The sequence below is a fragment of the Ichthyobacterium seriolicida genome (assembly GCF_002369955.1).
GTDB classification, from domain to species: Bacteria; Bacteroidota; Bacteroidia; order Flavobacteriales; family Ichthyobacteriaceae; genus Ichthyobacterium; species Ichthyobacterium seriolicida.
This window is the reverse complement of the sequence record NZ_AP014564.1, coordinates 999,404-1,020,109: the sequence shown is the minus strand read 5'-3', so window position 1 is coordinate 1,020,109 and position 20,706 is coordinate 999,404. Positions and strand designations below refer to the sequence as shown.

Below are 20,706 nucleotides of genomic sequence, written 5' to 3'. Positions count from 1 at the left end.
CATTAAAATTTTTCTAATATTTTAATTTAGGGTTACAACTAGAGAAAGAAGGTTTTTTTTATCTTCAAAATTTGATGCGTTTGTAGAAAGACCATTGCAATTAGTAACTTTTCTCACATCCCAGCCACTAATGTCTTGATTAAAAGGAATAGAAGCTCCAGTCCAGCCAGGAGAAAACATTCTATACATATTAGTAACACTAGAAACATCCCAAGTATTTAATTTTTTATTAAAAGCTTCAGCGTTACAAAACATACCAGACATATTTTCTACCTTAGAAACGACGTTCCAATTACTTATATCACCATTGAAGTCTCTAGCCTTATAAAACATCTCAGATAGATCAGTCACTCCCTCTAATATTTGACCTTTTATTTTTCCAGTAAAAGTCACTGTTTTTTATCCAACTGTAATCTAATTCGGTGTTACAACTAGAGAAAGAAGGTTTATTTTTATCTTCAAAATTTGATGTATTTTTAGAAAAACCAATACAATCAGCAACTTTTGACACATCCCAGCCACTAATATCTTGATTAAAAGGAATAGAACCTTCACTCCAGCTAGAAAAAAACATTCTATGCATATCAGTTACACTAGAAACATCCCATTTTTTAAGATCCTGATTAAAACTTGAAGCCCTACTAAACATATTAGACATATCAGTAACTTTTGACACATCCCAGCCACTAATATCCCTATTAAAAGCGACAGTGATACCATAATTACCAGAAAACATACTCGACATATTAGTGACATTCCCTACGTTCCAACCATTTAAATCCTGATTAAAAGCTATAGCGCTACTAAACATAGATTTCATATTAGTGACGTTATCTACTTTCCATTTATTTAAACTCTGATTAAAAACCTTAGTCTCTTCAAACACACTCTCCATATTAGTGACACTACTTACATCCCAATCCCCTATATTTTGATTAAAAGCACGAGCGTTGCTAAACATCTTTGACATATTAGTAACATTTTTTACATCCCACTTACTGATATTCCCATTAAAAGATACAGCTGACATAAATACAGACGTCATATTAGTGACTTTTGATACATCCCAGTTATTAAGATCCTGATTAAAAGAATATGTATCTTTAAACATATTGGTCATATCAGTAACTTTTTCCAAATCAGGAGGGGTTGAAGGTAGACTTATTAATTTTCCACATCCTTGGAAAACTCCACCCTTTCCTCCAAGGAAAGGATTATTTCCTGGGTTTTCACGCTCTATACTATTTAATAGTTTCAAATCTCCCCAATCATCTATACTTATTATGTGATTTTCACTAGTTTCGATATATTGGCTGATTTTAACTTTACCAAAATTGAACCCTTCTATTTTTCCTGTGATAGTAATAGTCTTTTCTTTAGAATCCTTATATCTGTGCTTCAACTCTTTATAAGAAGTAACTTTTTGTTTTTTTGAACCATCTCCCCAATCTACGACGAAATCATAATCACCCCCCTTGTATATAGGTAATTTTATAGTATTACTACCTTCCCATTTTGAAATAAATTTCTTTAACTCATAAGTGAATTTTACTTTATAATTCCTCGATTCGCCACTCTCAGATATCACAGTGTATGTTATGGGGTTATCAGTATCTGTAAAATCCTTCAATTTATCATAACTTATCTTAGCCCCTTTAGAAACACTTATAGAAGGTGATATGCTTTTTAAATCATAGTAGGATATTAAACCATTCATAGATATTGAAATAGAAGGATCCGCGTGATTAATGTCTGTAGATACATCTACATTACTAGGAACATTTCTTAATTCGAATGACAATATTTTATTTCCACTTTTCCCCTCTTCCTCATTCTTCACACCAACGATCTCCTCTTTAATGCAAGAATTAAACGACAAAACTGCACATAGTAAAAACAACGATATTCTTTTGAATTTCATAATTTCTATTATAAACTTTTTTAAAAAAACTATTTCTGATAGCACATGCTATTCGGAAACAAATATATGTATATTTATTTATTCTAAATAAACAATCAGTAAAAACACCTTATGTCATATAAGTCCATTAAAATTTCTATGTTATTCTGTGTTAGATTAATAAATATCATTGAATAATTTATTTTGGTTCAAGACAGATTAAGGTAAATTTATATTGTTATAAACCCTTATGTTATCTATAAAAAAACAAGTATATAATTCGTTTGAGAATTTCTGAGGCAGAATTCAGGTGTATTTTACGATTATTTTGCCTAGATATTGAAGCTAAAAAGCTAGTAACTAGACATATTTAACCCGTATTATTCATGGTTTGTATTTCAATTTGAATATAAAGTGTTATTTTTAAAGGGTTTCAACCAAAAATAACCACTTTAGATATAGCCCAAAAATGAGGAATAAAAATATACCATTTATAACTCTGAGTTCATCAATGACTACTTATAAATACTGGATAAAGCGATAAATTCTATTCGAAAAATTCATACGACTATGAATAATCTGGGTTAACCCAGATTATTCATAGATATACTTCAATATTTGATATGGGGTGTTAATTTTAAACCCTAAGTTCGATTAATAATTTGTTTGGTAAAAATACTTGTTAATTGCTCAAAAATGCGAAGAAGAAAGTCCCTTTAATCAAAGGGAAATAAATTAGATGAGAGTTATTTTGGAGAAAAAAGAGGACGAAGATCAGGAGGAAAATTCCTGTATTTGGTATGTTGAAGAAGAGGAAAGAGTTTTTACACAATTTGTAAAAACTGCTCATCATCAGTAATAATACCTATTGTAGAGAGTATAGCAAGTAGAGAATGTACAATTTATACCGATGAATTTAAATCTTATAACGGTTTGGTAAACTATGGCTATAAGGTCAGATTTTCTAGGTATAGAGCGATATAAACACAAGTTTTTTTATCACCTAAAAGAGTGTGAATGGAGGTTTAATCATCGTAATTATAATTTTCGTTTACCATCCAAGGAAATGATGAGTTAGTATTGCAGTCACTGACAAAATTAGGTTTCTTGGTGAATTGTCGCGCTTTCCTAGAAAAACTAGAACACTCAGTAACGTTTGAAACATCCCAACCACTTAAATCTTGTTCAAAAGAGCTTGTTTTATCACAAACCTTAGGCCAACAAGCAGAAAACATATTTCTCATATTAGTAACTCTTGATACATTCCAGCCACTAATATCTTGATTAAAAGTTATAGCTCCCAAAAACATCCCATACATATTAGTAACACTGCTTACATTCCACTTACCAATATTTTGATTAAAATTTTCGGCTCCCTCAAACATACTTATCATATTAGTAACGTTTGAAACGTCCCACTCTGTAATATCTCCATTAAAAGGTATAGTACCAAAACTTCCGCCAGAAAACATCTTAGACATATTAGTAACATTACCTACTTTCCAATTGCTAATATCTCCACTGAAACTCGTAGCTTCTTTAAACATACTACTCATATTGGTAACATTACTTACATTCCACTTATTAAGATTCTGATTAAAATGTGAAGCTCCTTCAAACATACTACTCATATTAGTAACATTACTTACATCCCAACCACTAATATCTTGATTAAAGATCAAGGTTTCTCTATAACCAGCATAAAACATATTGTACATATTAGTGACATTACCTACTTTCCACTGGCCAATATTTTGATTGAAGGATAGAGCCCCTTCAAACATACCACTCATATTAGTAACATTACTAACGTCCCATTTACTAATATCTCCATTAAATGATTTAGCATTCTTAAACATACCAGCCATATTAGTAACTTTTGATACATCCCATTTACTAATATCCCCATTAAAAGATGTAGTGCCCTCAAACATATTAGTCACATCAGTAACTCCCTCTAAATTAGGAGAATCTAATGGCAGACTTACTAATTTGGTGCAGTCTTCAAAAACCCCAACATTACTCCCAGTATAAAAACCAGGCCTGAGTAGATATACACTATTTAGGAGCTTTAAATCACCCCAATCTTCTATGCTTATTATATTTTCGCTACTAGTTTGGACTTTACCGAAGTTGAACCCTTCGATTTTCCCAGTGATGGTTATAGTGTAATTGCCATCTGTTTCATATTCATGTAAAGAAGCTAAATCATCGAAAAAAGTAACTCTTTCTTTTTCTGAACCATCTCCCCAATCTACGACGAAATCATAATCACCCCCCTTGTATATAGGCAATTTTATCATATTGCTACCTTCCCATTTTGATATAAATTTCTTTAATTCATAAGTGATTTTTACTTTATACTCCCTCGACTTACCACTCTCAGATATTACAGTATACGTTATAGGGTTATTTTCGATATTTATAAAATCTTTCAATTCGTCAGAACGTATCTCAGCCCCTTTAGAAACACTTATAGAAGGTGATATGCCCTTTAAATCATAGTAGGACATTAAACCATTCATAGATATTGAAATAGAAGAATCCTCGTGATTAATATCTGTAGATACATCTACACTACTAGGAATATTTCTTAATTCGAATGACAATATTTTATTTCCACTTTTTCCCTCTTCCTCATTCTTCACACCAACGATCTCCTCTTTAATGCAAGAATTAAAAGATAAAACTGCACATAGTAAAAACAATGATAACCTTTTGAATTTCATAAAACTTTAATTTAAATTATTACTATTGATGACAGTCATTACTATTGAAATGCAAATTTACAATTTTTATTAATTCTAAATAAACTTACTGAGCTCTATGGTCACTGAAATATTTTGTCTAGTTGATGGGATCTGTAAGTAATCAATACGTCAAATTTTCAAGAAATTTATTTTTACTCTAATCTAGATTCTTTTTCAAATCAACTTCTATTATGATATCTACCTTATCCCATAATTTACTTATACCATCTGTACCTTTATGTAAATCCAAACATTCTGTATTTAAAGATTCTATAGAAGACGATAAATTCCATCTTAAAAGATCTACCTCGGCTGAGATAACTAATACACTATCTTCTGTCATGGTATAGGTAGCAGAAATGTCCCTTTCTATATCGTTGAGAGTTACAAGAAATAATATATTATTTTCTGTTACTTCTTTTACACGCCCCTCTATATTCGATGTATTAGCCATAGAATTAAAGAAAAATCTAACTATTCGTAAATCTCTAACTTCATAACCACTATTTAAAGACTTTATAGGTATTTTAAATTTCATATTTCTAATGCTCTCCTCCAAGACATCAGATTTTTTACTTTCTGAGATATATATCTCTTTAAATGAACCATATAATGGAATTTTATCAGTTGTCTTATATGCTGCCCACTTCAACTTTACATTTTCAGAAGTCAAAAGGTATTGCTCTTTTAAAGAATCATAACTACCATCCGAAAAACACGATACAAAAAGACTCATAATAGCTATTTGTATAGCTTTTGAAGACATTTTTTTCATAGATTTTTTATAAACTGTTTTCAAAGTGAAATGCTATTTGTTAAACTAGACTAAATTTTAATTTAAAGTAATTCGTATTTCAACGTTACATTGTAAATTATTCCAGGAATATAAGTCATAGTATAACTATCTGTATATTGCGTGTAATCGAATACATTATCTACATCTAACAGAAGTTTTAATTTACCTTCTAGAAATGTTTTAGAAATTCCTGCGTTTACCAAAGTAAACGGTTTTGAATACTCTTTTTCATCATCTATTATATTATTGAAATTAGTACGTGGAGTCATTCCCATTTTTCCAGTATATAGCATTACTATATTAGCAGATATTCCATACATGATGTCTCTTATAAAAATCTTAGCATTTCCACTGTGTTTAGCTCTTCCTTTTAATCCTCCGTATTTTTCTTCTTTTACTACGGTTCCTTCTTCAGAAGGTGTTTTTTTCGACAAGATTTCTTTTTTTCTTAACCTTTCCAAATCTTTCTTACTCTTGGCTGTCAAGTATTGATAACCACCCGATATTGTTATATTATCGTTTAAATTATAATTTGAGTTAAATATAACTCCCTCAGTAAATATTTCACCTGTATTTGTATAGCTTATTATATTCGGACTTGGGTTTAAAGAACCAATTCTAGTAGCATCTATCATATTAGATAGATCTGTTCTAAATACTTCTAATTGTAGAGATATTGAATTTGTAGGTCTATAACTCAATTCAGCGTTTATTCCTATTGAATGTTCCGGTTTTAATTTCCCTTTGTACTTTATTATCTCACCATATTCTTTGTCAAGAGCAGATCTGTATATTCTACCTTGGGAAATAAACCCTTCTATCACTCTTTCTAATTTTGCAACTCCTATGAATGCATGCCAAGGAGCCATTGAATTTTCGTATAATTGTTTTATGTTTGGGCTTCTAAAGCCCCTACCTATGGAGGCTTTTACACTAATCTGATCTGTGATGTCCAATTTAAACGAAGCTTTTGGATTAAACTGCATACCATAACTTTTATGATTATTCAGTCTAGCGCCTAATACCAGATTTAATCTTTCAAATAGATTTGTGCTGTATTGTCCGTATACAAAACCATTGCTAAAATCAGGGATATCTTTCAATTCTTCATCTGATTCTATAATTTTTTGATTGTTATATCCTATTCCAGAAATAATATGATCAGTATTATTTAGTTCATAACTGAATGAAAGCTCTCCTTCAAAAGATCCGTGCATAAATTTTTCTGCATGTCCTTTAGGTGATTTAACCGATGGACCTTGCTTGTCGTTATAACCATAAATATTTGAATTTATATTTAATTTGGCAGATAATCCTTCTGTAATATCATAGGTTATTGTAGGAGTTATGCTCCAATCTAATAGGTTGTAGTATATAGGCTGGATATGCCTTTTATATCTTGATATATAATCTTGATGTTTAATATATAATCTTGATGTTTAATATTTAATCTAGAATTTATATTAGCCTTTAATTTTGGTGTAATCTCGTATGAAAACTTATTCAAAAGTCCATAATTATCAAATGGAGATTCTTTTCCATTCATTTCAGGGTTCGCTACATAATTAGCTGTTTTGAAAAAATTAATATCTGTGAATATTCCCCATTTATTATCGCTGTGGTAGTGACCTTGTACATTTACATTGATTGTGTTGAATCTACCATATCTCAAAGATGCAGATAGTTTATTTTTTGATATAGATTTTGTGATTATATTTATCACCCCAGCCATAGCTTCTGATCCGTATATGCTAGATGTAGGACCTTTTATTATTTCTATTTGTTTTATGTTGTCTGTACCTATAAGGCTAGATAGATCTGGACTGAAAGAAATACTATTACCTAAAATAGGCGCTCCATCTACTAGTATTAACGTATACTTAGGAGATAGCCCTTGTAATTGAACTCCATTGCCTTCTACGTGACCAGATGAAATATTTATCCCTGTGGTAGCTCTTAATACATTTATGAGTTGCACCTCTCCTGACCTCTCTATTTCATCACTAGTTATCAATGTAACAGGCACAGTAACATTACTTAATTGTTCATCTTTTTTATTTGCAGAAATAATTACACTTTCCAAATTTACAACGCCTTGGGAGGAATCCCCGTCAGTATTGTCGTTTTGAGCAAAGGTTTTAAAACTTATAAGTAAGAGTAATATCAGTTTAAATTTTTTCATTTTTGCGGTTAACTACTTGTTATTTTTATTTTAAGATTGAGGGGAATTTGCTTATGGTAAATGTTCGCTTAGTTTAGCCAACAGAAAAATCAGTCGGAGTAAAGTATTCTCCGACTTTTAAGATTTTAGTTATTAGTTTTTGGTTCAAAAGAATATACCTATTTAGTATATTTCATTAATAGTTCTTTCCAAGATTGTAATTCTGGACTTCCTTCTTTTCGCTTACCAAATAATTGAACTATTAGATTTTCGTCTTCATCAAAAACTTCTAAAGCTGATACTTCTCCATCTTTTCCAGATGGCCTCCTAACTACCCAAGCTTGAGATATTTTATCTGCATTTAGATGTAAATTGAAATCAGAATCAAGTACATTAAACCACTCATTATGAAAAGAAGTCTTTTCTATTTCTCCAGTATAGATTTGTATATTCCCTGGGTTGGTTACAAAAATCATAACAGGTATACTTTTAGAAGCGACTTCTTGTATTACTTCAACAACTGCAGAATTAGGAATTTTTTTGGCATAATGTTCACTCGGCGCCAAATTGAAAGCTTGTATTTTATTTAATTTATGCTTTCTACAAATAGACATGAATTCATGTGTGTCTTGCATCTCTTTCCATTCTCTATGGAATTGTTCTAGGTCTATTTTAGGATCATCTAAATCATTTTTAGGATTTTTCTCGACCTTAGTGACTATTTCATAATCCTCTTGATTTTCATCTTTAAATTTATTCACCAAATTGTGATAGTTATCAATATTACTCTCTGGCATCAAGTATATTTTGTGGAGGGCTTTGCCAGTACTAGAAAAAAATTGAAAACTATATAAATCCTTCCCTTTCATATTATCATGCACAGAAAAAACACTATGCCAATGATTCAAAAAAAATCTAAGATCTATTTCACCTAAAAATAAACCCAAGTTATCATCTTTGAATATAGGATTTTTGTATTCCCCTTTTACCTCATGTACACAATACTCATTACGAGTTAATGCCATTACCTTTCCTAAGGATTTAATTTCCATTAATATTTCCTTGAATTTAGGCTGTAATCTAATTACAGAGTTTCCACACTCAGTAACTAATAGTTCTAATTCGCTAACTCCTAGCTCTTGGGCAGCATCTTTAATTCTCTTATTTGGATTAAGATTTCTAAATGTCTCCCATCTTTCTTTTAAATTGGGCTTTATAGTGATATCGTCCATTTTCAAGTTATTTTATTATATATTAAGGTAATGTATTTTCCAATTAATAGTACAAGCGTTTGTCAGTAAATAAAAATCAAATATAGTATTTCATAACCAGCTCCTATTACTTTTATAGCTCTCAAAAGTAATATAGTATTTTCAAATTTAAGAGACATTATATCGATTTAATCTGGATTATTCACGGTTATATTTCAATGTTGGGTGTAAGTGTTAATTTTAAAGGGCTTTAACCAAAAATAACCATTTTACATAAAGCCCAAAAGTGGGAAATTAAAGTACATTATTTATAATCTGAATTAGATTGATAATTACTCCGAAATACTGAGTAAAACAATATTTTTAACTGAACAATTCATATGACTATGAATAATCTGGGTTAAAAAAAGAAAAAAGCTGCCTCGGTTTTGAGACAGCTTCATTGTAGATAATACTTAGGAAAATTGATAGATATGATATCTGTTCTTAGATTAAACTGAAATAATTATCTAACTAGCTTTAGTTACAGTTACAGTATATGTTTTAGTAAAAGTTGTATCAGTAGAATTTTTTACTGTATAAGTAACAGCAGTACTCCCGTTAGGAGTAAAAGCCTGAGCAGTTAAGCTAGCAGGATCAACAGCAGCAGTATCTCCTCCAACCTCAATTGTAGGAGTTAGGGTTACTGTATTAGCACTACCACTCGAATCCATAGTCACATCCTTAGGTACTTCTAATTTTATAGTACCAGCAGCATGATCAATTGCCCCATCAACATCAGTAGAACCTAGATTTTTATCACTATTACCACTAGTATCTTTTACAAACTTAAACGACTTAATAAACGGACCTTTAACTACTGTTACAGTATATTCTGAGGTAGAACCTAGAGTAGTTGTTAGAGTAATTTTTTTACCTTCAATACTTTCAGATACTGCTGTCCCACTAGTTGGACTTACAGTATATCCATCAGCATTAGGCTCGATAGTAGGTGTTAATCCTGTTAAAGTAATTTCATGTTCATTATTCTTAGGTAAGCTCAACTTTATTGTGCCATTACTACTGCCGCTAGGCTGAGTTATTTCACCACTTACCTCAGCTGCAATACCATTATCAGCCTTAGCCCCTATTTTAAAGCTTGTCAACTGTGGCGCATCTTCTTTAGTTACAGTTACAGTGTAATCGCTTGTAGTTCCATCTTGAGCAGTAACAGTGTAAGTTTTATCACTACTAAAATCTTGCGCTGTATTAGCAAGTTCTCCTCCTGTTTTAAGTGTAACTGTAGAGCCATTGTTTCCTAATACTTCAGGAGTTAAATTAGTAAGAACCGCATTATTTGGAACCTTAACAGTTACAGTATTACTATTTATAGCACCCTCTACTTCTTTAACAATTTTCCCAGTACTCTGATTAGTTCCATCACTAGATTTAAACTTAAAAGATTTCATCTTAGAATTCGAAGACTTTACAGTTACACTATATTGTTTGGTATTACCATTTTCAGCGGTTACAGTATAAGTTTGAGCTGTGCCATATGTAAATGTAGTAAGCGCTTTAGATGCTGGCTCTACTTTAGAACCAGTAAATACTATTTCAGGACTAAGATTTACAGTAGTCTGATCATCTCCATCTAATATTATATCTATTGTATGAGCGCCTGCACTGGATGTAGGAGTTATAGTCATATCTGCTGTAATACTTGGACTAATAGAAGTATGATCTGCCTGTTTAATTATAAAAGAAGTTATCTGCGCTGTTGCATCCAATGCAGGAATAGTCACTTTATATTTTCTAGCAGTACCATCTTGAGCCGTCACAGTGTAAATTTTCTCTGTACCTCTAGTGAAATTCTGTGCCTCTCCATCTGCTGGATTTACTGTAGCATTAGGACTAGCTGCTATAGTAGGTTTAAGGCCTGTTACTGCAATACTAGCTGGGATTTTTGCGATATTCACAGTTACATCATCATCTCCAGTAGCGGCAGGTATACTGGCTGCTGAATAATCCGTGTTACTAAAATTCTTATCAGAATTTACAGAATGTTTAAATGTAAAAGAGGTTATTTCTTTTGCATTAGACAAACTTTTATCAACAGAAACGGTATACTCTCTTGTTTGACCATCTTCAGCTGTAATAGCATAAACTTGGTTATTGTTAGTGCTATAATCATGAGCTGCAATAGCTGGACTTATAGTAGCACTAGCATGCTTGATTATAGTAGGAGTTAAAGCTGTTATGGTTGCTGCAGTAGACGCTTTTACCTTTATAGTTCCATTAGTGTTATCAATTACAACATCACCAGATCTAGCAATATCAGCAGAAGACCTAGTTAATTTTAAGCCAGTATTAACATTACCGTTGGCATCTTTTATAAAAGAAAATGCAGAAATTTTATTATCGGAAGATAAGTCTTTGATATATTTTACCGCATAAACCTTTGTTGTCTTTCCATCTGCGGCAGTTACTGTATAATTTACTGTAATTGTAGTAATATTAGCGCCAGCAGAATCGGCAGTTTCAGTAGTAGTAGGATCTCCTGGACTAATACTTCCTGTATGAACTATTGTAGGATTTAGCTCAGTTAAAGTGGCAGATTCAGAAACGTGTAATGTTATAGTATTAGCTCCATCAGTTTCAGTAATTTTACCTTCTCTATCTGCAAAAATCTTATTTTCATTTTTAGACTTCTCTAATTTAAAAGAACTAATAGAACAATCACTAGCTAAAGCTTTAGTTATATAGACAGTGTACTCTTGAGCCTTACCACCTTTTGTTAAGGTAAATACCTTTTTATAACGTTTAGGAGAAGGCTTTTTAGTAGATTCCTCAGCTATCCCTTCAGTAGTAGCTTCTTTCTCAATAGATTCTTCTACAACTTCAAAATTAACTTCTTCACCACTAGCAGGAGATATGGTAGTCCCCTCACAGAGTGTTATATTAAACTTTAAGCCATCTAAAACAGCTGTATGAGGAACTGTTAATGATATAGTATAATTCTCAGCATTTATCTGACAGTCTATATCAGACTCTAAATTTTTTTCCTGATTCTCAGAATGCAATAAGGAAAATGATTCTATACATACATTTAAATCATCTTCTATAATGTTCTTTTTATCACAAGAGAAAATAATTGCCGATAACAATACAAAAGAGAAAATAAAACTCTTTACAAAAGAAAATGTCTTCATATTTTTTAAAAAATTAATTATAACCCGCCAATCACTTTTAATATCAAAGTATCAGCCAAAATTTCACTCCAATTCTTCTCCTAAGTGGAGAGAATTAAACATCAGCTAAGATAGTAGTAATTATTTAGTTGTGCTTCTTTTGAAATCAGATTAGTATTTATATTTTTTCCATCTATTTTTTAACACTTCTCTAGTTTGGTTTTCTCTTTGATTATCGCCAGGGTTGTACAATTGCGTTTTAGAGATTTCTTCTGGAAAAAATTCCTGATTTATAAAATTGTTCTCGTAGTCATGGGAATATTTATACCCTTTTCCATATTTCAAGTTTTTCATAATCTCAGTGGGACTATTTCTCAAATGTAATGGAACGGGAAGATTCCCAGTTTCCCTGACTAATCTTTGAGCCTTTTCAATAGCTGTATATGATGAATTACTCTTTACAGAATTCGATAAATAAATAACACATTGACTCAATATTATCCTAGATTCTGGCAAGCCAACAACAGACACAGATTGAAAAGTATTATTGGCTAATATGAGAGCTGTAGGATTAGAATTTCCTATATCTTCTGAGGCTAAAATTATCAACCTTCTAGCTATAAATTTTACGTCTTCTCCTCCTTCGATCATTCTAGCTAGCCAATATACAGCAGCATTAGGATCGCCTCCACGAATAGATTTTATAAATGCTGAAATTATATCGTAATGATTTGCGCCATTTTTATCATAAGTAATATTGCTCTGAACTTTATTTAAAACTAATTCATCTGTAATGGTTATCTCATTTTGGTTATCGACAATTAATTCAAAAGTGTTTAGAAGCCTTCGGGCATCTCCTCCAGATATTCTCAAAAGAGCGTTTATCTCTTTTAGGTGAATTTTCTTTTTAGAAATTATTGCATCTTTTTCTATAGCCCTATTTAATACAGCTATTAATTCATTGTCATCAAGAGGATTAAGGGTGTATACATGACAGCGAGATAGTAAAGGTGGGATAACTTCAAAACTAGGATTCTCTGTAGTAGCTCCAATTAATATTATATATCCTTTTTCTATGGCGTTCAAGAGAGAGTCTTGTTGAGATTTGCTAAATCTGTGGATTTCATCTATAAAAAGGATACTGTTCTTTGAGGATGCGAAATCTCTTTTTTTTGATTTATCAATAATATCTCTAATATCTTTAACTCCAGAATTGATAGCACTTATTGTATAAAAGGGATTCCCAGATGAGTTTGCAATTATTTTAGCTAATGTAGTTTTTCCAGTTCCAGAGTTCCCCCATAATATTAGCGAAGGTATAATACCTCTTTCTATGTTAAAAGTCAGCATTCCTTTTTTTCCAACTAGGTGTTGTTGACCTATGTAATCTTCTATGTTTTTTGGACGAACTCTTTCGTATAAGGGACTATTCATAATCGGTAAAATTACAAATAAGGAATTATTTTTTTAAGAAATATAGCGGAATCATTGATCTTGCGCTGTTTTGCGATTTAAATAGATATTAGTTTTGCTGTTTTAAAAATATATATATCTTTGCACGAGATTAATTTTAAAATTAAAAAATTATGAAAAAAAAACTTTTATTATTTGTGTTAGCCTTTACAGTTGTTAACTTATCTGTGAACGCACAATCAACCGACGAGGACAGAAAAACAGATGCCAAGAATGTTATTAAATTAGGTTTTGGCAAATCAGCATTGTTAATGTCTAGGACTGTTATGGATTACGAGCATGCTGCTGGAATTTTGCCTATTAGTTTCGAGAGAGTTATAACTGGCAATTTATCTGTTGAGCTAGGAGGTAATATTGGAATGAAATTTTTAACTCAGAAGGAAAATGAAACGTTAGAAAAAAGTAAAGCGAAAATCGATGCTAATTTAATTTTTGGAGCAGGCATCGCTTTGAAATACTATTTTTATGGTGATGCTCCTACAGGAGTTTATTTATCTCCTTTCTTCGATTTTTCCAACGTTGATTTTAAAACAAAAATTCAAAATATTGCAGCTTCAAAAACTCAAGCAACTATTTATGATGCTGGTTTGAATATAGGTTATCAATTTATTATAGCTGGTAACATTTCTTTGGATATCACAGCTGGAATCATGCATAAACATAGCACCACTGAATCAGAGCTTACGCCTCCTGCAGCGTTAGCGGCAGCGATAGCAGCCAATGAGACAACAGCTACTGTTACCAAAACAACCAAAACTGCTAAACAAATTGAACCATCTGTTTCATTATCCTTGGGTTATTCTTTTTAAACTCATTTGAGAATAAAAAAAACATCTAGTTATAAGAGAGCCATTCCTTTATTTTAGGGGAATGGCTCTTTTTATAAAAACCTGACTAAGATCAATTTTTCTTTTTTAAAGAAAATCTTAGTTTAGAAATGAAAAATTATACAAACAAAAACAGACAGCCATAATAAGTGACTGCCTGTTTTTTTAGAGTTGAATAAGTATGGAATTATTTATCTAATTGGTTCCTTTAACCACCTTAACCCAATAATGCCCCTTTACATCACTACTCTCCTTAAGAATATATTTTACTTCTTTTTCACCAGAAAAATCTTGAGGATCAGTAGGCTCTATGCTAAGCCCAGAAGAAGCACCAGTCAAAGTAAGTGTTAAATTATTAAGATTGGTAGTGCTAGCAGGCACAGTAATAGTTATAACCCTGGTAGTTTCATTAATATCCTTAGAAGTTGGAGTAATCTCGGCACTACTGCTATTTGCAAGTTTTAAACTATCACTACTAGCTATAGTTTTAGTAGAATCATGTATATAAACTTCATATATTTTTTGTGTACTAGTATCCTCAGCTGTTAGAGTATATGTAACAGGATTTTCATAAGTAAAATTTTGAGCTGTACTTGGACTTACAGTAGCATAATCTGATTTTTCTATAGTAGGAGTTTTTGTTCCTGTTGGAGGGTTAGCTACAGGCACAACTATTCTACCTTTATCACCATTACCAGTATCAGGGTGTGTAATATCACCATTCGTGCTATCAATTGTAAATTTTGTAATCTGCGCTAGATTTGATTTTGTTCTAGTTACTGTAACTTGATAAGTTTTTGTCATTCCATCTGCACCTGTTACTGTATACGAAACAGCGGTGCCGCTAGTAAACTCCGTAGAAACTCCAGTATTAGGAGAAACAATAGTAGGAGTATCTCCTCCCAACTCAATTGTAGGGGTTAGACTTACCTTATTATCAGTACCAGATGATAAATCCTTATTAACCGTAGCAGGAACTGTTATAGTTATGGCTCCAGTATTATGATCAATACTTGCTGCACTTATATCAGAACTTATGCCAGTATTGCCAGTACCAAATTTAAAAGACTTAATAAACGGTCCTTTAACTGCTGTTACAGCATAAACTCTTTTGGACCCCGTAGCATCTTTAGTTAAAATAAATGTTTGACCAGCAATACTGTTACTAGCTAAAGGAGTACCAGGAGTTAAAGTGCATCCTGCAATAGGTTCATTAGTATACGTTAATCCTGTCAAATCAATATCAGTATTACGATTAGAAACTTTATGATCAAACTTCAATTTTATTGTTCCAGTAGAAGCAGAATTAGAATCATCATCAGTTATATCACCAGTTACTTCACTTTGAATACCCTTAGTAGTATCAGCTGATATTTTAAACTCTGTCAATTTTGGAGCTGCTTCTTTAGTTAGAGTTACAGTGTATGTTTTAGTATAAGATGATAAATGTTCATTCTGAACTTCAATAGTTGCAGAATAAGGAGAAGTATCACTAGTAGAGGTAAAAGTTATATTTATAGGATTAGTAGTATTAATATTATCCCCAGTAATAGAAGCTTTTAAATTTGTTACCTTAACTGTATTAGCAACTAAAATAGTTATATCGTCGCCTGAAATTGAGCCATCATATTCAGTTGGACTAGTAGGAAACCCAGCTGATGAATTAACACTACTAGTAAACTTAAACGTATTTATTTTTGGCTCTTTATAAACTTTTACAGAATATACCTTTCTTCCTCCAGCAGGACCCACTGCACTGTATTTCACAGCTGCTGCATGAGAATTACTAAAGTCAGTAGCAGCAATAGCGGCTTGTCCAGCATCTCCACTGTATACTTGAGTGTCAGCCAAAGCAGAAGAAGCTGTAATAGTTGGAGTTAATCCATTTAACTCTGCGTTATAAGGAACTTTAACAATTATATCGCTGCCATTAATCTCACCTGTAATATCACCTACAAGATTTTTACTACCATTATTGCTATTCAAAAACTTAAACTCAGATATAGCAGGTTCAGCGTTTTGAGTTACAGAAACTGTATATACTTTAGTAAAATCAGCAGCTGAAGGATTAGAAGATGTTACTGTATATTCAACATTAGAACTAAAATTTGTCTGAGCAGAAGGGATATATTCAGCTTTAGTGTTCTCCCCCACTGTAATTGTAGGAGTTAAACTAGATAAAGTGACACCATTAGGAACTATTACAGATATAGTGCCAACAATGTGATCGATTACCCCTGTTACTTCAGTACTTATACCTGCATTAGTAGAACTTCCGCTGGAAGAAGTAGCAGCAAACTTAAATGACTCAATATAAGGCCCTTTAACTACCTCTACAGTGTAAACCCTTTGAGAACCCGTATCAGTTTTTGTTAAAGTGAACTCTTTAACATTAATATCTTCAGATATTTCTGATCCGTCAGCTGGATCTATAGTACAACCTTCAGGAACATTGATAACAGGTGTTAATCCTGTTAGAGTAATAGCTCCTTTGTAAGGAATTTTTAATAATATTTTGCCTGTTGCAGTATCAGTGTCATCAGTTATGACAGCAGATATCTCTGTTTTTATTCCTTTAGCAGCATCAGCTGATATTTTAAACTCAGTCAACTTTGGCGCCGCTTCTTTAGTTATATATACAGTATATTCTTGAGTCTTTCCATCTTTAGCTGTAACAATAAATGTTTTTTTATAACGTTGAGTAGATGGCTTTTTGGCAGATTCCTCAGAAACCTCATCAGTAGCAGATTCTTCTACAACTTCAAAATTAACTTCTTGTCCACTAGCAGGAGATATGCTAGACCCTTCACAAGTTTTTATACTGAACTTTAGCCCTTCTAAAATAGCTCCATTAGGAACTTTCAATGATATAGTATGATTGTCAATATCTATATCACAGGTTATATCAGAACCTAATTTTTTATCAGTATTTTCAGAATTAAGTAGAGAAAAAGATTCTATACATATATTTAAATCGTCTTGTATAATTTTCTTTTTATCACAGGAGAAAATAATAGCCGACAACAATACAAAAGAGAAAATAATACTCTTTACAAGATATTTTTTTTTAAACATAATTTTAATAATTTAATAAAACAATAATCTACTAAATCCCATAGGATTAAAAGGATTAGCCATAAATTTTAATCCAATTCTTTGCCTAAAGACGAAGAATTAAATGTCTTAGCTAAGATAGTAGTAATATTTGTTTTGGCTGATATTTATTTAAAATAAATACTTGTAATTGAGCTTGAAGATTTGGGAATTAGGATTTTATTTAGTCAAAATCAATTTATCTAAGAACTGTTATATAGCCATTTATATCTGTGATCTTGCCATCCTTTGTTATTCTAAGAATGTAATAATAGGTACCTCCGTTTTTCCCTTCAAAAGACCAACTATTGTCGTAGTTCCTTTTTTCGTAAATCAAGCGACCTATCCTATCGTAGATGTAAATAGTTATATTATCTTTTCTGTATTCCTCAGGAATGCTCCAACTATCTTGATTGGTTAGTATATTAGTTAATCCGTTGTCTACTATTACCTTACACACAACTCTCTTTTTACAGCCATATTCAGAAGTGATATCTACTATGTATTCTCCGTCCTCATATACAGGATCGGTTTTGATACTATATGATCTTGCACCTGTATTCCAAACGTGCTCTTTCCCCCCATAAGCCACAAAAGATGTGTATTCTCCTCTCTTTAAATATCTCACTGGATCATATACTCCCATATCCGATTCTTGTACTTCTAGATATTTACTCTTTATCTTACATTTGGCTGTTTTGTGATCAAATACATAATGGTATTTTCCGAGTTCACCCGTTTTATATGTACTACTAGTCGCTCCAGGAATAAGCTCATTGTCTTTATACCATTGATATGTTCCATCTCCTTCTCCTATCATTGGATTTCCCGTTATGGTAACTTGTTTTTCCGCCTCACACAAGAAACCAGAATAGGTGGCTGAGATAAGAGCTTCTAAACTTTTAGGCCTAACCTCAACACGATTAGACAGATCCGAACTACAGGTTCCATCTACATATGACACTTCATATTCTCCAGAGCGGAATTCTTCTAATTCAAGTCTTTCTGTGTTCTCATTAGGTATCTCAACTTTATTTCTATACCATCTGTATTCTCCTCCTCCAAGATGACTATCAGCAGTAGCCCTCAGAGTTGTAGCATAAGTTATTTTAGAATACAATATATCTGACTCTGCACATGTTGCTATTCTTGATGACGTTAATGTTATTGCTGGAAATGTTCTTCTTCCACTAGTGACTCTTACTTCGGCCTCTTTACTACAGCCGTCTTTAGTAACTATACTTACCATATAGGTTCCAGAGCCTAAACCTGTATCCCCTCCTACTACTAAGGAGCTAGTAGAGCTTAAAATTTCTCTATTAACAGCATTAGAAGAACTATCAGGACCTATTTTTTCCCATACATAATCTACTTCTTCTGTTACTGTAGCCTTTGCTTCTAATCTAAGAGGCTTGCCACATATTATCTCAGGATTAGCTGGTTCTATAGCAGGATTTGGCATTTCTACTATATCTATAGGGTCACTATATGTTACACAGCCATCAGGGCCTAGCAATTCGGTTGTAACGTAATATCTGCCTATTTCTGTAGGTGTAAAAGTCTTGCCTGCATGCACAAGAGCTCCGCCAGGATCAGCGGCAGGAACGGCAGGAGCAGGCGCATCCATTTTATACCATGAAAAAGCACTTTCCTCAGCTGAAGCAAAAGCCTCTCCATCAAAGCTCACACTTAGAGCATTACTTCCTCCGCATAAATAGTTGTTTTTTAACTTTGAACTAACCTTTAAATCTAAAGGCTCTAATATCTCTATCTCTTGGCTTTTTAGACCTATACAATGTTGATCCCCTATATCTAATTCTAGCCTATATTTTCCAGGTTCAGTCACTTCTAGTGGGACTACTGTTTTGCCAGCAATTTGGGTGTCATCTTTAAACCATTTTACATTTTCAATTTGTGATGCTGCCCCTGTTTGTAATTCATTTTTAGCTTCTGTTAAGTCGGTAGCAGAAATTGTAATACTAGGTGTATCTTCAATAAAAGGATTAGGTTTACACAACCTGTTTTCTTTAGAACTGGTCTTTATCTCAATAGTTGGCTTTGAAAAATCAAAAGGTTCTTTAGGTTCTACTTTTTCACAAACTACAGTGCCATCAGAAGTTTTAGTTATTCTTACCTTTACAGAAAATTGAGCTGTATCATTTTTATCAGTACCAGTTATTGTATATTCTTGATTAGTTTGGCCACTGACATCTGTGCCATTTTTTGTCCACTGATATGTAGCTGTATATCCTCTTAGGATCTTATCAACATTAGCAGTTAATTTTATCCCAGTATTACAATCTCCAATATCTACTCCAATCTCTACAGAGTACTCTTTTACTGTTACTGGATAAGATTTTGAAGAGTCACAATCAATATCTGAGGTTTCAGATCTAACTGTCTTATGGAGCACTTGATACTTTCCTGCTCCTACCGAAATAGATCTATTGTCGCTATTTTCTATCTTTTGCCCGTCTTTATACCATTCGTATGCTATAGTCCGTTCATGTCTTTGCTCTTTTTCTGAGGATGTCAAAGTGGCCTTCTCATTAGGAGCAACATAAAGCTCCTTTTCATTTGCTCTTGTTCCTGCTACTGCTGTTCCTTCTGCTATAGAAGGCTGGTCTAGATTTTTGATAATTTCAAATACATCTTTGTATTCCTTTGTTACACCACCAGGTTTAAAGCCTGACCCATGTGGCTCTCCAATTTTCATCTTGTGCTTGCCTACAACTAATCTTGGAAAATTTATAGGCTGTTTGTAAACAGTACTTCCCTCAAATCCTATATTGGCATTTGATATGGTAACTATTTTTTTGACATCTATACTACCTGTTGTATCGAAATTCGGTACTACACTTGTATCAGTAACCCTAGCACTTTTAACAATTAATTCTTCAATGCCTGAAAAGTCTCCTGTATATGTTATTTGAATAGAATAATTATTAAGTCTTCCTTGATCTATATCACATATTTTAGTTATAACCTTTCCATTAGCATCTATTATTTCAAATTTTATGATTTGAGGTTCATTAATAGCAATAACGCTAGAACTATTTCGAGAAAAATAGAAAGAAGTGCTAATTATAAAGCAAAGACTACTAAGAAATAATAAGCGCAGCACTCTATAAATCTGTTTCATAACTTAGGATTTTGATAAAAAGTTAGTGTAAACATACTATTATTTTACTATATAAAAATACTTTTAACTGACTTGAATTAATGTTTTAGTTGGAAATTTAACTAAATTTAAGCAGATATTTTTAGTTAAAGCCAAGTATGTGTTATCTCCCATGGAGAAACAGACAAGGGCATTTCAAGCCAAATG

Annotated in this window: 12 protein-coding genes and 1 pseudogene; 2 read left to right on the top strand and 11 right to left on the bottom strand. The window is 32.2% G+C overall.

Annotation, left to right across the window (positions count from 1 at the left end; genetic code table 11):
* Positions 1-21: 21 nt before the first annotated feature.
* Both JBKA6_RS03770 and JBKA6_RS03765 read right to left on the bottom strand, forming a co-directional pair.
* Positions 22-351: a BspA family leucine-rich repeat surface protein gene (locus tag JBKA6_RS03770; RefSeq protein WP_157776928.1), complete on the bottom strand. Its 330-nt coding sequence runs from the start codon at positions 349-351 to the stop codon at positions 22-24.
* Positions 344-1,921: a BspA family leucine-rich repeat surface protein gene (locus JBKA6_RS03765; protein WP_157776927.1), complete on the bottom strand. Its 1,578-nt coding sequence runs from the start codon at positions 1,919-1,921 to the stop codon at positions 344-346. The genes JBKA6_RS03770 and JBKA6_RS03765 overlap by 8 nt, the downstream gene beginning before the upstream one ends.
* 658 nt (positions 1,922-2,579) lie before the next feature.
* On the opposite strand from JBKA6_RS03765, the pseudogene JBKA6_RS07690 reads away from it, so the two are divergent.
* Positions 2,580-2,978, top strand: a pseudogene (locus JBKA6_RS07690) (transposase); the annotation flags it as partial.
* On the opposite strand, the gene JBKA6_RS03760 reads toward JBKA6_RS07690, so the two are convergent.
* The 7 genes from JBKA6_RS03760 to JBKA6_RS03730 all read right to left on the bottom strand — a co-directional run bounded on the left by JBKA6_RS03760 (position 2,926) and on the right by JBKA6_RS03730 (position 13,419).
* Positions 2,926-4,629, bottom strand: coding sequence for a BspA family leucine-rich repeat surface protein (locus JBKA6_RS03760; RefSeq protein ID WP_197703098.1), 1,704 nt, complete (start codon positions 4,627-4,629; stop codon positions 2,926-2,928). The pseudogene JBKA6_RS07690 and the gene JBKA6_RS03760 overlap by 53 nt on opposite strands.
* Before the next feature lie 178 nt (positions 4,630-4,807).
* Positions 4,808-5,425: a YceI family protein gene (locus JBKA6_RS03755; RefSeq protein ID WP_096685996.1), complete on the bottom strand. Its 618-nt coding sequence runs from the start codon at positions 5,423-5,425 to the stop codon at positions 4,808-4,810.
* Positions 5,426-5,487: 62 nt separating this feature from the next.
* Complete coding sequence (locus JBKA6_RS03750) at positions 5,488-6,771, bottom strand: TonB-dependent receptor plug domain-containing protein (RefSeq protein WP_231952091.1); 1,284 nt, start codon at positions 6,769-6,771, stop codon at positions 5,488-5,490.
* Positions 6,772-6,803: 32 nt separating this feature from the next.
* On the bottom strand, positions 6,804-7,628 hold the full coding sequence (locus JBKA6_RS03745; RefSeq protein ID WP_096685992.1) for a TonB-dependent receptor: 825 nt from the start codon (positions 7,626-7,628) through the stop codon (positions 6,804-6,806).
* A 158-nt stretch (positions 7,629-7,786) separates the two neighbouring features.
* A complete protein-coding gene (locus JBKA6_RS03740) occupies positions 7,787-8,839 on the bottom strand; it encodes a hemin-degrading factor (protein ID WP_096685990.1) in 1,053 nt (350 codons plus the stop codon).
* 488 nt (positions 8,840-9,327) lie between these two features.
* On the bottom strand, positions 9,328-12,006 hold the full coding sequence (locus tag JBKA6_RS03735; RefSeq protein WP_096685988.1) for a hypothetical protein: 2,679 nt from the start codon (positions 12,004-12,006) through the stop codon (positions 9,328-9,330).
* 150 nt (positions 12,007-12,156) lie between these two features.
* Positions 12,157-13,419: a replication-associated recombination protein A gene (locus JBKA6_RS03730; protein ID WP_096685986.1), complete on the bottom strand. Its 1,263-nt coding sequence runs from the start codon at positions 13,417-13,419 to the stop codon at positions 12,157-12,159.
* A 152-nt stretch (positions 13,420-13,571) separates the two neighbouring features.
* Here JBKA6_RS03730 and JBKA6_RS03725 point away from each other — a divergent pair, with 152 nt between their 5' ends.
* Entirely contained in the window at positions 13,572-14,267 is a 696-nt protein-coding gene (locus tag JBKA6_RS03725; protein WP_096685984.1) for a DUF3575 domain-containing protein, read from the top strand.
* Between the two features lie 213 nt (positions 14,268-14,480).
* Here JBKA6_RS03725 and JBKA6_RS03720 read toward each other — a convergent pair whose 3' ends face one another.
* Complete coding sequence (locus JBKA6_RS03720; RefSeq protein WP_096685980.1) at positions 14,481-17,360, bottom strand: DUF5018 domain-containing protein; 2,880 nt, start codon at positions 17,358-17,360, stop codon at positions 14,481-14,483.
* 217 nt (positions 17,361-17,577) lie between these two features.
* Positions 17,578-20,520 carry a T9SS type B sorting domain-containing protein gene (locus JBKA6_RS03715; protein WP_096685978.1) on the bottom strand — a complete coding sequence of 981 codons (2,943 nt, stop codon included), beginning with the start codon at positions 20,518-20,520 and terminating at the stop codon, positions 17,578-17,580.
* Between the last annotated feature and the right edge of the window lie 186 nt (positions 20,521-20,706).

Coding starts and splice junctions, on each gene's coding strand:
- JBKA6_RS03765 (WP_157776927.1), bottom strand. CDS start 1,921: ATGAAATTCAAAAGAATATCGTTGTTTTTACTATGTGCAGTTTTGTCG.
- JBKA6_RS03760 (WP_197703098.1), bottom strand. CDS start 4,629: ATGAAATTCAAAAGGTTATCATTGTTTTTACTATGTGCAGTTTTATCT.
- JBKA6_RS03755 (WP_096685996.1), bottom strand. CDS start 5,425: ATGAAAAAAATGTCTTCAAAAGCTATACAAATAGCTATTATGAGTCTT.
- JBKA6_RS03745 (WP_096685992.1), bottom strand. CDS start 7,628: ATGAAAAAATTTAAACTGATATTACTCTTACTTATAAGTTTTAAAACC.
- JBKA6_RS03740 (WP_096685990.1), bottom strand. CDS start 8,839: ATGGACGATATCACTATAAAGCCCAATTTAAAAGAAAGATGGGAGACA.
- JBKA6_RS03735 (WP_096685988.1), bottom strand. CDS start 12,006: ATGAAGACATTTTCTTTTGTAAAGAGTTTTATTTTCTCTTTTGTATTG.
- JBKA6_RS03730 (WP_096685986.1), bottom strand. CDS start 13,419: ATGAATAGTCCCTTATACGAAAGAGTTCGTCCAAAAAACATAGAAGAT.
- JBKA6_RS03725 (WP_096685984.1), top strand. CDS start 13,572: ATGAAAAAAAAACTTTTATTATTTGTGTTAGCCTTTACAGTTGTTAAC.
- JBKA6_RS03720 (WP_096685980.1), bottom strand. CDS start 17,360: ATGTTTAAAAAAAAATATCTTGTAAAGAGTATTATTTTCTCTTTTGTA.
- JBKA6_RS03715 (WP_096685978.1), bottom strand. CDS start 20,520: ATGAAACAGATTTATAGAGTGCTGCGCTTATTATTTCTTAGTAGTCTT.